This window comes from Variovorax rhizosphaerae (assembly GCF_037889975.1).
Taxonomy (GTDB): Bacteria; Pseudomonadota; Gammaproteobacteria; order Burkholderiales; family Burkholderiaceae_C; genus Variovorax; species Variovorax rhizosphaerae.
On record NZ_JBBKZT010000017.1, the window covers coordinates 161,681 to 174,287 of the forward strand.

Annotated in this window: 9 protein-coding genes; 5 read left to right on the forward strand and 4 right to left on the reverse strand. The window is 66.9% G+C overall.

Annotation, left to right across the window (positions count from 1 at the left end; translation table 11 throughout):
- Positions 1–8 precede the first annotated feature (8 nt).
- The 4 genes from ppk2 to WKW82_RS29825 all read right to left on the reverse strand — a co-directional run bounded on the left by ppk2 (position 9) and on the right by WKW82_RS29825 (position 3,243).
- Positions 9–887 (reverse strand): polyphosphate kinase 2, encoded by an 879-nt coding sequence (gene ppk2, locus WKW82_RS29810; RefSeq protein ID WP_340346343.1) that lies wholly within the window; start codon positions 885–887, stop codon positions 9–11.
- Between the two features lie 30 nt (positions 888–917).
- Positions 918–1,937, reverse strand: a complete 1,020-nt coding sequence (locus tag WKW82_RS29815; protein WP_340346344.1) for a hypothetical protein — start codon at positions 1,935–1,937, stop codon at positions 918–920.
- A gap of 84 nt (positions 1,938–2,021) precedes the next feature.
- Positions 2,022–2,276: an RNA-binding protein gene (locus tag WKW82_RS29820; RefSeq protein WP_340346346.1), complete on the reverse strand. Its 255-nt coding sequence runs from the start codon at positions 2,274–2,276 to the stop codon at positions 2,022–2,024.
- A 28-nt stretch (positions 2,277–2,304) separates the two neighbouring features.
- A complete protein-coding gene (locus tag WKW82_RS29825) occupies positions 2,305–3,243 on the reverse strand; it encodes a phosphate acetyltransferase (RefSeq protein ID WP_340346348.1) in 939 nt (312 codons plus the stop codon).
- Between the two features lie 104 nt (positions 3,244–3,347).
- Here WKW82_RS29825 and WKW82_RS29830 point away from each other — a divergent pair, with 104 nt between their 5' ends.
- The 5 genes from WKW82_RS29830 (at position 3,348) to WKW82_RS29850 (ending at position 12,387) form a co-directional block, all read left to right on the forward strand.
- Entirely contained in the window at positions 3,348–5,447 is a 2,100-nt protein-coding gene (locus WKW82_RS29830) for an ATP-binding protein (RefSeq protein WP_340346349.1), read from the forward strand.
- Positions 5,448–5,727: 280 nt separating this feature from the next.
- A complete protein-coding gene (locus WKW82_RS29835; RefSeq protein WP_340346350.1) occupies positions 5,728–7,425 on the forward strand; it encodes a DUF1302 domain-containing protein in 1,698 nt (565 codons plus the stop codon).
- Between the two features lie 12 nt (positions 7,426–7,437).
- Complete coding sequence (locus tag WKW82_RS29840) at positions 7,438–8,787, forward strand: DUF1329 domain-containing protein (protein WP_340346352.1); 1,350 nt, start codon at positions 7,438–7,440, stop codon at positions 8,785–8,787.
- 15 nt (positions 8,788–8,802) lie between these two features.
- Positions 8,803–9,900 (forward strand): WD40/YVTN/BNR-like repeat-containing protein, encoded by a 1,098-nt coding sequence (locus tag WKW82_RS29845; RefSeq protein WP_340346353.1) that lies wholly within the window; start codon positions 8,803–8,805, stop codon positions 9,898–9,900.
- A 24-nt stretch (positions 9,901–9,924) separates the two neighbouring features.
- Positions 9,925–12,387, forward strand: coding sequence for an efflux RND transporter permease subunit (locus tag WKW82_RS29850; protein ID WP_340346355.1), 2,463 nt, complete (start codon positions 9,925–9,927; stop codon positions 12,385–12,387).
- Positions 12,388–12,607 lie beyond the last annotated feature (220 nt).

Consider the following 12,607-nt stretch of genomic DNA (forward strand, 5'->3'; position numbering starts at 1 on the left):
CCTGCTGCCTAGAAGACCTGCGGCACGATCTTGAGCGGCAGCTTCGGCCCGACGTAGTCGCCCGGCACCTTCCGCTTCGGCAGCTTGACCTTCTCGCTCGGCACCTTCTCGTACGGAATCTGGCTGAGCATGTGCTTGATCATGTTCAGCCGCGCGCGCCGCTTGTCGTTCGATGGCACGACGAACCAGGGCGCGGACGGCAGGTCGGTGGCCTGGAACATCTCGTCGCGGGCACGCGAGTAGTCATCCCATTTGGTGTACGACTTGACGTCCATCGGCGACAGTTTCCACACCTTGCGCCCGTCGTCGATGCGGGATTCGAGCCGGCGGGTCTGCTCCTCCGGGCTCACCTCGAGCCAGTACTTGAGCAGGATCACGCCGGACTGGATGATGGCCTGCTCCACCAGCGGCACGGCCTGGAGAAAGCCCCTGGCCTGCTTCTCGGTGCAGAAGCCCATGACACGTTCCACGCCGGCGCGGTTGTACCAGCTGCGATCAAAGATCACGACCTCGCCGGCGGCCGGCAGGTGGGGGATGTAGCGCTGGACGTACATCTGCGACTTCTGCCGTTCCGTCGGCGCCGTCAACGCCACCACGCGGAACACCCGCGGGCTGACGCGCTCGGTGATGGCCTTGATCGTGCCGCCCTTGCCCGCGCCGTCGCGCCCCTCGAAGATGATGCAGACCTTCAAGCCCGCATGCAGCACCCACTGCTGCAGGCGGACCAGTTCGACATGGAGTTCCTTGAGCTCCGCGAGGTATTTCTTGTTCGACAAAGGCGCGTCATGCGCGTGCTCGCCGTCGTCGTCGCCAGCCTGGATCGCGTCGACCTTTTCCCGCGGCGCTTCGTCGGGACCATGACCATGCGCCTTCTTGCTTCGTGACATCACTGACTCCTCTGTGAAAGATCCGGTTCATCAACCCAGCAGCCGCGTCGCCTGGTCCAGTGGATTACTGGCTGCGGGCAGGTCCACCCGCGCGACACGCACGATCGCGATGGCGCGCTCGCGCGGCGGATCGCCCGGAACGCGGGCAATCTGGAGATCGAGCGTGTGCGCGTCTTCCGGCGCCGCGTCGGCCACCACGATGTTCATGCGGTTCAACCGCACCTGCCTGGCGGCAACATGGATGCGGCTGGCCGGGTCGGAGAAAACCTGGCAGAAGCACTCGAGCTGGCGATCGACCAGCTCCGAGAGCGAGCCGAGGCTCCTGAGCTCCTGGCTGTTCTCGTCCATCTCCGCTTCCAGGCGGGCACGGTCGGCCGGGTCGGCCTGGCTGCCTCCCGCCATCGATCGCATGCCGGCGTCCTGGCGCTCCAGGATCTTGAGCCGGGTCATCAGCAGCGCGCGCTCCTTCTTGAGCGCGTCGCGCCGGTCGCCTTCCTCCGCAATCATGGCCAGTGCCTCGATGCCCAGTTGGTCCATCATGCGGGCCACGATCTCGTCCCGGAGTGCGTCCACGGACGATCCGCAGATGCGGAACTGGTGGTCGCTGAAACTCACCGTCGTCTGGGGTACCTCCGTGCGCGTGACGCCGCCTTCATGGGATGCCCCCAGGACCTGCCGTTCCTGCATGTCCATCCCCAGCACTGCATGGACCTCGGCGTCGCCGGGCGAACGGGCGAAGGAGGCCCTGAGGTCCCTGGAGCGGCCGATGGCATCGGGTATGTCCTGCGCCGACGCGAAGAACGCGCGAATGCAAGGGTCCGTGGCCCAGGCCTGCGGACTGACGGCGCGCACCAAGGGAAACGCGGCGACCCGATCGCGCAGGTACGCAAGCGATTTGGCGACCGCCGAATGCAGGCGGGCGTCATGGTCATGCGCATGGCGCAAGCGCGGATAGAGGCCGTAGACACGCGCCACCATGCGGCCGAGCTCGTCGTCGGCTGGTGCGCCGCGCGCCTTCTTGCGTCCGAACAACCGCTCCAGGATCTGCACGATGTATTCCCTCAGCGGGTATCAGTTGTCCACCACGCCAGCGCGTGACCCGCCACGCAGGCGCATTCGGGGGTGGGCGTCATTTCACACGTAGTCATCCTTGAGGACTTGCGCAACGATCCGGCCCTTGCGCCAGTACATGTCGTGGATGCGCTCCTTGAGGCCACGCAGCGCCTCGGCATCCACGTTCGGGAAGTTGACGACGACGGCAGGCCGCGGCCCGTCGTCGGTCACATGCTGCAAGTCGCTGAAGGCCGGAAAGCCGTACTTCGAGAGAAACTTGCCGATCTCCTCGTCCGAGATTCCGCTCTCGATGTTTCCCAACCAGAGGCGTGCCATATCGATCTCCTCGCAATGCGCCATGGGTTCAACCCATGAGTTTCAAGTTCTCCCGGCGCGCCTTGGCCACCATGGCGGCCACTGCGCAGGACGCCAACCTCGACAGCACCGAGTCGGCCCGGCTCGTCAGGATGATGGGCACCCGCGCGCCGAGAACGATGCCGGCGGCATCCGCCCCGGCCAGGAAGGAGAGGCTCTTGGCAAGCATGTTGCCGGCCTCGAGGTTGGGCACCATCAGCACGTTCGCGCGTCCCGCGACCGGCGAATCGATGCGCTTGATCTGAGCCGCCTCCATGTTGATGGCGTTGTCCAGCGCCAGCGGACCGTCCACCGTCGCGCCCGTGATCTGGTGCCGGTCCACCATCTTGCAGAGGGCCGCGGCCTCGACCGTGGAGGGCACCTTCGGATTGACGGTCTCCATGGCCGAGAGAATCGCCACCCGCACGTCATCGAGTTGCAAGGCATGCGCCAGGTCGATCGCGTTCTGCAGGATGTCGACCTTCTCTTCGAGAGTCGGCGCGATGGAAATGGCAGCGTCCGTGATGATGATCGCGTGCTCGTACGCGGGCACGTCCATGACGAAACAGTGACTGACGCGCCGGCTTGTGCGCAGGCCGCCTTCGCGCCGTACCACGGCGCCCATCAATTCGTCGGTGTGCAAGCTGCCCTTCATCAGCGCTTCGGCCTTGCCCTCGTGCACCAGTTGGACGCCCACCTGGGCCGCGGCGGTGCTGTGCGGTGCGTCCACCAGCGGATAGCCGGAGATGTCGATGCCAGACTCCCTGGCCACGCCCTCGATGCGCGCCCGCGGGCCGACAAGGATCGGCGCGATCAAGCCCAGCGCCGCGGCTTCGTGCGCGCCGGCCAGCGAACTCTGGTCGCAGGGATGCACCACCGCTGTCGGAGTCGGTTGCAAGGTCTTGCAGAGTTCGATCAGGCGTTGGTATTTCTCGTGCTTCACGGTCATGACGATGCCTTCTTGCGTGCCGCCCTCGATTAACGGCGCGAAGCGATCGATCTGGTTTGATCCAGCGCAAATTCAGGCGACTTCGAGGTGGCCAGAATGGCTACATGCAGCAACAAGACGGTGCTTCCCGCGCGTGGAAAACCATGACCGGCCAGGTGCTCGACCTCATCGACCACAGTTCGGAGATCCGATTGCGGCGGGGATCGTCCGTGATCATCGAGGCGAGGAGTTCCCGGCACGACCCGGCAACCGCCTTGCAGGAACAGCGTGCGGTCGAATGCGTGTTGACCGCCGTGTCCCGACGGCTCGCGGACACCTCCGCCCCGGACATCCTGCGGGCCATCGAGACCTCGCTGAGCGAGCTCGTCGAGGTCCTCGGCTACGACCGCTGCTCCTTCTCGGAGTTGATCGCCGGCGACTACCTGAACGTGCTGTGCTCGTGCGCGACCGGTGACACCGAGCGGCTGCCCCGGGGCCGATTCCCGCATCACCTGCCCTGGTTCGTCGGACAGGTGCGGGCGGGCCGGACCGTGGCACTGTCCAACCTGCCGGACGATCTTCCCGCAGAAGCGGTCGAAGAAAGAGAGCATTGCCGCAAGAGCGGATTGCGTTCGTTCCTGTGCATCCCGGTGCGCGTGGGTCGCCGGGTGACCAGCACCCTGACCTTCGCGGCAATGCAGCATTCACGCGCGTGGCTGCCGGCGACGGTCGCCCGCCTGACGATGCTCGGCGAACTGCTCGGTGGCGTGCTGGCGCTGGCACGCGCGGAGGAAGAGGCCCGCGAGCTGCGGCGGCGCGCCTGGCATGCCGATCGCGTCGAGCGCGTGAGCCTGCTCGCAGCCACCATCGCCCATGAACTGAACCAGCCACTGGCCGCGATCCTGAACAACGCCCAGGCCGGGCTCAAGCACCTGTCGCGCGAAGACGCCGATCCTCGCGCGCTCTGCGAGATCCTGGAGTCCGTGGTGCGGGAGGACAAGCGCGCAGCCGAAACCATTCGCACCATGCGTGCGCTGGTCAGCAAGGAAGAAAGCCAGCGGGAAGTGGTCGATGTGGCCGCCGCCCTGGGCGAGATCCAGCGACTGCTTGCCAGTGAATTTGCGGCGAATGGCGTCCGGCTCGAGACGCGCTTCGACATCGGCTGCCGCGCGATGGCGGACAAGGTGCAGGTCGGGCAGGTCGGCCTCAATCTCCTGCTCAACGCCATGGCCGCCGTGCAGTGCAGGCCGCCGGCAGAACGCCTCGTGCAGATCGAAGTCTGCCGCGTTGCGGGCGAGCGCATTTCAGTGTCGGTCCGCGATGCCGGCCGGGGCATCGCGAGCGCGGACCTGGAAGCGATCTTCGAGCCCTTTTGGACCACGGGAAAGAGCGGCCTGGGCCTGGGCCTGGCGATCTGCCGGGCCATCGTCGAATCGCACGAAGGGCGCATCTGGGCAGAGCCGAATGCGCTGGGCGGCGCCACCTTTCGCGTGGAATTTCCGGCCGCGCCCTGTGAGCCCGACAAGGTCAGGCGCGGTGACTTCAGGACGGCAAACAAGGCCGTGGCAAGTGATCGACTCGCTGCGGCCAACGAGCGCGAAGAAAGAGCGCTCGTGTGCGTCATCGACGACGACCCCGACGTGCGCCAGGGCCTGGTGCGCTTGCTTGGCGAGGAAGGATGGCTGGCGAAGCCCTACGCTTCAGCCGACGAATTCCTCGCGGAGCCGCCGGCCGCCGAGGTCGCGTGCCTGCTGCTCGACATCCGCATGCCGGGCAGTTCCGGACTGGAACTGCAGCGGCACCTCGTCCTGACGACCTGCGCACCCGCCATCATCTTCATCACGGGCCAGGACGATGTGGCCGCCAGCGTCGACGCCATGAAGCTCGGCGCGGCGGATTACCTGGTGAAGCCAGTCGACGCCAGGGTGCTCGTCGAGGCCGTGGCAAAGGCCGTCGACCATTACCACGCCCGACGCGAGCAGGCGCATTCCCAATCGACGTTGATGCGGCGCATTTCATCGCTGTCGACGCGTGAGCGCCAGATCATGGAACACGTCATCGAGGGTCGCCTCAACAAGCAGATCGCGGCCGACCTGTTGATCACGGAGCAGACCGTGAAGCAGCACCGCGGGCGCGTCATGGACAAGATGGAAGTGAAATCCGTGGCGCAACTCGTGCGGGCTTGTGAAGCCACCGGACTGTTTCCGGCGTCGGCGCTGAAGTAACGGCGCCCAGAGCCGCTCCACCGCGCTCCACCCCGCTCCGCCAACTACAGCCTCCCCGCTCGGCGCGCCCTTCCAGGGCACCGCCGCGCGACATCCGAGGCCCCGTTTCCACCGCACGCCGAGCCCCCGCCCCGGGGCATTCCCCGCCCTGCTCCCCCTCCACCAAGGAGGGGGTGACGCACGGGGGTGCCACCCAGAATTCCTCCACCCCAAAGTCCCGGCCAGCCTCGCAGCGCCGGGCCTATCAACCCACGTTCACGATCCAGAAAAGAGCAGTCAAGTGCATCATCGCCCCCTCCCGGTCCGGCCCGCTGCGAGCCAACCGGCCTTCCGCCTCGCCGCCATCGCGCTTGCCGCAGCCCTCCTGTCGATGTCTTCGGGCGCACAGGCCTTCGAACTCGAGACCGGCAATCCCGACTTCTCCGTGCGCTGGGACAACACGCTGCGCTACAACTACGCGAACCGCGTGGAGGAGCGCGACTCGAAGATCGGCAACTCGGCCGTTTCGGACGAAGGCACGTACAGCTTCAACAAGGGCAAGACCGTCGCCAACCGGCTCGACCTGCTGAGCGAGTTCGACCTGACATACAAGAAGCGCTACGGCGTGCGCGTGAGCGCCGCCGGCTGGTATGACGATGCCTACGGCTCGGTGAGCCAGACCAACCCGAACGCGCCGCTGACCAACATCCCCAGCTACATCGGCAAGCGCTACAGCGACTACACCCAGCGCTACTACCACGGCCCCTCGGGCGAGCTGCTCGACGCCTTCGTGTTCGGTGGAGTCGACATCGGCGCGGTGCCGGTCAACATGAAGATCGGTCGCCATTCGCTGTACTGGGGCGAGTCGCTCTTCCTGGCGGGCAACCTGAACAGCGTGGCCTATGCGCAGAACCCGCTGGACCTGCAGAAGGGCTTCGCCACGCCGGGCGTGGAAGCCAAGGAACTGTTCCGTCCGCTGAACCAAGTCTCGGCCCAGGCCCAGCTGACCGAGGAACTCTCCGTCGCGGCCCAGTACATGCTCGAGTGGGATTCCTTCCGCTATCCCGAAGGCGGCACCTACCTCGGCCCGGTGGACTTCGCCTTCAACGGCCCGGACCGCCAGTTCATCTCGCAGGCCCTCGGCTTCGCCCGCCGCGGCAACCCGTCCGAGCCCAAGCAACATGGCGAAGGCGGCCTCGCGGCGCGCTGGAGCCCGGCCTGGCTGGACGGCACCATGGGCTTCTACTGGCGCAACTTCGCCGACAAGCTGCCGCAGACCTTCATCACGCAGGCCGGCCCCGGCGTCAGCCGCTACAACCTGATCTACGCCGACAACATCAACCTGTACGGCGTGAGCCTGGCGAAGAACATCGGCGGCATCAGCTTCGGCGGTGAACTGTCCTACCGCGAGAACACGCCGCTCAACAGCACCGTGCTGGGCATCTCCCCCGGCCTGCCGACGCCGGGCGACACCAAGGGCCCGCGCGGCGACACGTACCACGGGCTCATCAACGCCGTGGGCGTGATCAACAAGACCCCACTGTTCGACACCGCCACCTGGGCGGCCGAACTGGTGTGGTCGCAATGGGCCAAGGTGCGCAGCGGCGGCAACCTGTTCTTTGCCGAAGGCTTCGCGCCCTGCGTCGGCAAGGACAAGTGGGATGGCTGCACCACCAAGAACTACGTCGGTGCCGGACTGTCCTTCACCCCCACCTGGTTCCAGGTGTTCCCGGGCGTCGACCTCTCCATGCCCATGACCTACGCGGTGGGTCTCAGCGGCAACGCCGCCACGATCTTCGGCGGCAACCAGGGCAACGGCAACTACAGCGTCGGCCTGGGTGTGGACGTCCAGCAGAAGTACCGCTTCGACCTGAAATACATCGACTACGTCGGCCACTACCGCAGCACCAACGGCACGGCCGTCACCAGCCAGAACGGCTTCACGACGCTGCTCAAGGACCGCGGCTTCGTGAGCCTCACATTCAAGACCACCTTCTAAGGAAGACAACCCATGAAATTCGCACTCAAGCTCCTCGCCGGGCTCATCGCGGCCCAGTCCGCCATCGTCGCGCAAGCGGCCATCAGCGCCGACGAGGCCAAGACCCTCGGCACCACGCTCACGCCCGTGGGCGCCGAAAAGGCCGGCAACAAGGACGGCACCATCCCCGCCTGGACCGGCGGCCTGACCAAGGCCCCGGCCGATTTCAAGGCCGGTGACGGCATGCGCCCCAACCCCTTCGCCAGCGAGAAGCCGCGCCTCGTGATCGACGCCAAGAACATGGCCGAACACGCTGACAAGCTGACCGACGGCGCCAAGACCCTGCTGCAGAAGAACCCGGGCTTCCGCATCGACGTCTATCCGACGCACCGAACGGTCACCTTCCCCAAGTACGTGACCGACAACACGGCGAAGAGCGCCGTCACGGCCAAGACGACCAATGACGGCCGTTCGATCGAAGGCGTGCATGCGGGCTTCCCCTTCCCGATCCCGAAGACCGGCTACGAGGCGATGTGGAACCACCTGGTGCGCTTCAACGGCCAGAGCTATGAAGCGAAGTACCGCAACCTCAACGTCGACGCCAGCGGCCGCCCGGCCCTGGCCACCGAAGGCGTGAGCGTGCAGGACTTTCCCTTCTGGGATCCCGCCAAGGCCGACGCCGACACCTACTGGCGCATCAAGCTGACCTACTCCGGCCCCGCACGCCGTGCCGGCGAGGCGCTGATGATCATCGACCCGCTCGACACCGGCAACAAGGACCGCCGCGCCTGGAGCTACCTGCCGGGCCAGCGCCGCGTCAAGGTCGCACCGGACCTGTCCTTCGACACGCCCAACCCCGGCACGGCCGGCGCCACGGTTTTCGACGACACCTTCATCTTCAACGGCTCGATGGACCGCTTCGACTTCAAGCTGGTCGGCAAGAAGGAGATGATCGTTCCCTACAACGCCTACGGCGCCGTCTACCAGGCCAAGCAGGACGACCTGCTCAAGCCCACCAACCTGAACCCGGACCTGGTGCGCTGGGAACTGCACCGCGTGTGGGTGGTGGAAGCGACGCTGCGTGAAGGCAAGCGCCACGTCTATGCCAAGCGCACCTTCTACCTCGACGAGGATTCGTGGGCGGCCCTGGCCTCGGACAACTACGACGCCCGTGGCCAGTTGTACCGCTCCGGCTTCGCCTACATGGCGCCGAGCTACGACCTGCCGGCACCGTACACCGACATGTTCGGCCACTACGACTTCGTGTCGCGCGTCTACTCGCTGACCGGCTTCATCGCCGAGACCGGCGGCCTGCGCCACACCAAGGCGCTGTCTGACCGCGAGTGGACTGCAGACTCGCTCGCCGGCACCGGCGTGCGCTGATCAGGAGCGCTGGAAATGAAGGCGAAACGAGCCACGATGGCTGGCCGAGCGGCGGCCATGGCGCTCGTCGCCTGCACGACGGTGTGGGCGGCGCAGGGCGTCGACGACAAGGGCTGGCGCGACGTGCTGGACACACCGGCGGCCCGCAGCCCGTATGCATCGCGTGCGCTGCTCAACGGGTTGGCCAATGCCGGCGCGCGCACTGTCGCGGTCGGCCAGCGCGGCCAGATCGTCTACACGGACGATGCGGGCAAGACCTGGCGCCAGGCCGAGGTGCCGGTCAGTTCGGACCTCGTCGCCGTCAGCTTCCCGACCCCCGCCACCGGCTGGGCGGTGGGCCACGACGGCGTGGTCCTGCGCTCCACCGACGCGGGCCAGACCTGGGCCCTGCAACTGGACGGGCGGCGCCTGGGCGCGTTGATGGTGGACTTCTACACCCGTGAAGCCAATGCCTCGCTGTCGGGCGATCCGAAGCGCACCGCGGCCTTGGTCGAAGAAGCCAAGCGCTTCGAGGCACAAGGCGCGGAGAACCCCTTCCTCGACGTCTGGTTCCGCGATGCCTCCAACGGCTACGTCGTCGGCGCCTTCGGCCTGGCGCTGCGCACCAGCGACGGTGGCGCGCACTGGGAGCCGATGCTGCATGCGATCGACAACCCGAAGGGCCAGCATCTCTATGCGGTGCGCGGCATCGGGGCCGATGTCTACATGACCGGCGAGCAGGGCCTGCTGCTCAAGCAGGCGCAGGGCGACGCGCGCTTTCGCGCACTCGACATCCCCTACAAGGGCACCCTGTTCGGCCTGACCGGCAGCGCCCAGTCGCTGGTCGCCTACGGGCTGCGCGGCACCGTCATCCGCAGCACCGACGGCGGAAGGAACTGGCAGCCCGTCTCCACGGGCCTGCAGGCCGGCCTCACCGCCAGCACCCGGGACGGCGAAGGCCGTCTCCTCATCGTGAGCCAGGTCGGCCACGTGCTCATGAGCCGCGACGACGGCGCGAGCTTCACACCCATTCCCTTCGAACGGTCCGCACCCGCGGCGGCCGTGGCCGTGCCAGCCAAGGGCACGCTTCTCATCGCCGGGCCGCGCGGCGCCCAGGCATTGCAGCTGCCCTGAACACAGCGCAGCCCGAGACACAACATGCATACCCCCACGACGCAGGTCGAGGGAGCCGCCCCCGGCTCGCTCGAAAACTTCGACACCCGCTCAGGCTCTCGCCTGGAGCGCCTGGTCTTCAACAACCGCCTTGCGGTCATCATCGTCTGCGCGCTTGTCACGCTGGTGCTGGGCTTCGTCGCGACGACGAAGCTGAGCCTCAATGCCAGCTTCGAGAAGATGATGCCGAGCAGCCATCCCTACATCCAGAACTACCTGGACAACCGCACCGAGCTGCGCGGCCTGGGCAACTCGCTGCGCATCGTCGTCGAGAGCACCAACGGCGACATCTACGAGCCCAAGTACCTCGAGGCGCTCAAGCGCATCCAGGACGAGCTGTTCCTGACGCCGGGCGTGGACCGCGCCTGGATGAAATCGCTCTGGGCCCCCGGCGTACGCTGGACCGAAGTGACCGAGGAAGGCTTTCGCGGCGGCCCGGTGATGCCCGACAACTACGACGGATCGGCGCGCACCATCGAACAACTGCGCGGCAACATCGCGCGCGCAGGCCTGGTCGGCAGCCTGGTCGGCAACGACTTCAAGTCCAGCATGATCGTGGTGCCGCTGTTGGACAAGGATCCGACCACCGGGCAGCGCATCGACTACCGCGCGCTGTCGCATGCGCTGGACCAGTTGCGAGAACGCCATGAGGTGGGTGCCTCCGGGCAGCCTTCGGGCATCCGCGTGCATTCGATCGGCTTTGCCAAGCTGGTCGGCGACCTGATCGACGGGCTCTACCAGGTGGCGCTGTACTTCGCGCTCGCAGCGCTGGTGGCGACGCTCATCATCTACCTGTACACGCGCTGCTTCCGCAGCACCGGGCTGGTCGTGGCCTGCTCGCTGGTGGCCGTGGTGTGGCAGCTTGGCCTGGTGGCCGGGATGGGCTTCGAACTCGACCCGTATTCGATCCTGGTGCCCTTCCTCGTCTTCGCAATCGGCGTCTCGCACGGCGCTCAGAAGATGAACGGGATCATGCAGGACATCGGCCGCGGCGCGCACCGCCTGGTCGCCGCCCGCTTCACCTTCCGCCGCCTGTTCCTCGCGGGGCTGACGGCGCTGGTGGCCGACGTGGTGGGCTTCGCGGTGCTGATGGTGATCGACATCCCCGTCATCCAGGACCTGGCGCTCACGGCGAGCGTCGGCGTCGGCGTGCTGATCTTCACCAACCTGATCCTGCTGCCGGTGCTGCTGTCCTACCTGGGCGTGAGCCCGGCCGCGGCCCGCCGCAGCCTGCGCGCGGACAACGAGACTGGTGGACAGGCCCGCGTCTACGCCTGGCTCGGGCGCTTCACCGAACGGCGCTGGGCGCTGGGCGCGGTCGTTTCGGCGGCGGTGCTGCTGGTCGGCGCATTCCTGGTGAGCACGCAACTGAAGATCGGCGACCTCGATCCCGGTGCGCCGGAGCTTCGCCCCCAGTCCCGCTACAACGTTGACAACGCCTATGTGACGGCCAACTATTCGCTCTCCAGCGACACCTTCGCGGTGATCGTCAAGACCGCGAAGGAAGGCTGCCTCAAGTACGCCACGCTGGTAGAGGCCGACCGTCTCGCCTGGACGCTGCAGCAGGTGCCGGGCGTGCAGACCACGGTGTCGCTGACGAATGCCGTGCGCCAGATCACCGCGGGCAGCAACGAAGGCAGCCCCAAGTGGCTGACCATTGCGCGCAACCAGGACGTGCTCAACTACGGCGCGCAGCAGGCCAGCGTGAACAACCCCGAGCTGTTCAACACCGACTGCTCGGTGATGCCGGTGATCGCCTACCTGTCCGACCACCGTGCCGAGACGCTGGACCGCGTCGTCGCCGCAGCCGCCGAGTTCGCAGCGGCACACAGCAACGACGAGCGCCAGTTCCTGCTCGCAGCCGGTGGCGCCGGCATCGAGGCCGCGACCAACATCGTGGTGCACAAGGCCTGGACGCAGATGCTGGTGCTGGTCTACCTGGCCGTGACGGTGCTGTGCTTCGTCACCTTCCGCAGCTGGCGCGCGGTGATCGTGGCGCTGGTGCCGCTGGTCCTCACCTCGGTGATGTGCGAGGCGCTGATGGTCTGGCTCGGCATCGGCGTCAAGGTGGCGACGCTGCCGGTGATCGCGCTGGGCGTGGGTATCGGCGTGGACTATGCGCTGTACCTGCTGAGCGTGCAGCTGGCGGAGCAACGGGCCGGCAAGTCGCTGGCGCAGGCCTACGGTTCTGCCCTGCGCTTCACCGGCAAGGTGGTGGCGCTGGTGGGCGTCACGCTGGCCGCGGGCGTGCTCACGTGGGCGCTGTCGCCCATCAAGTTCCAGGCCGACATGGGCATCCTGCTGGCCTTCATGTTCATCTGGAACATGGTCGGCGCGGTGCTGTTGATCCCGGCGTTGTCGCACTTCCTGCTGCGGCCGCGGGCGGCTTCGCAGCAGGCGGTTGCTGAAGCGCCGACGGTCTCGTCGACTGCCATGGCGCAAGCGTGATGCCGTAAGTTCTTCTGCTACTGCAAGAAGTGCGTCCAGCTCAATTGAAGCATCAGTGATGCGACGTTCTCCGCGTCGGGGAAGAGCCGGCGACCGCCTGAGGACCCGATCCGCCCCCTGGAGCCGCAGCAAGCAACTGTTGCCGCGCCGGGCGACGCAAACGCCCCACGCGGCACTTCCTTTCCAACCCCCCCCCCCCAAAACACACCCCCCCCCCCCA

Coding starts and splice junctions, on each gene's coding strand:
- ppk2 (WP_340346343.1), bottom strand. CDS start 887: ATGTCACGAAGCAAGAAGGCGCATGGTCATGGTCCCGACGAAGCGCCG.
- WKW82_RS29820 (WP_340346346.1), bottom strand. CDS start 2,276: ATGGCACGCCTCTGGTTGGGAAACATCGAGAGCGGAATCTCGGACGAG.
- WKW82_RS29825 (WP_340346348.1), bottom strand. CDS start 3,243: ATGACCGTGAAGCACGAGAAATACCAACGCCTGATCGAACTCTGCAAG.
- WKW82_RS29830 (WP_340346349.1), top strand. CDS start 3,348: ATGCAGCAACAAGACGGTGCTTCCCGCGCGTGGAAAACCATGACCGGC.
- WKW82_RS29840 (WP_340346352.1), top strand. CDS start 7,438: ATGAAATTCGCACTCAAGCTCCTCGCCGGGCTCATCGCGGCCCAGTCC.
- WKW82_RS29845 (WP_340346353.1), top strand. CDS start 8,803: ATGAAGGCGAAACGAGCCACGATGGCTGGCCGAGCGGCGGCCATGGCG.
- WKW82_RS29850 (WP_340346355.1), top strand. CDS start 9,925: ATGCATACCCCCACGACGCAGGTCGAGGGAGCCGCCCCCGGCTCGCTC.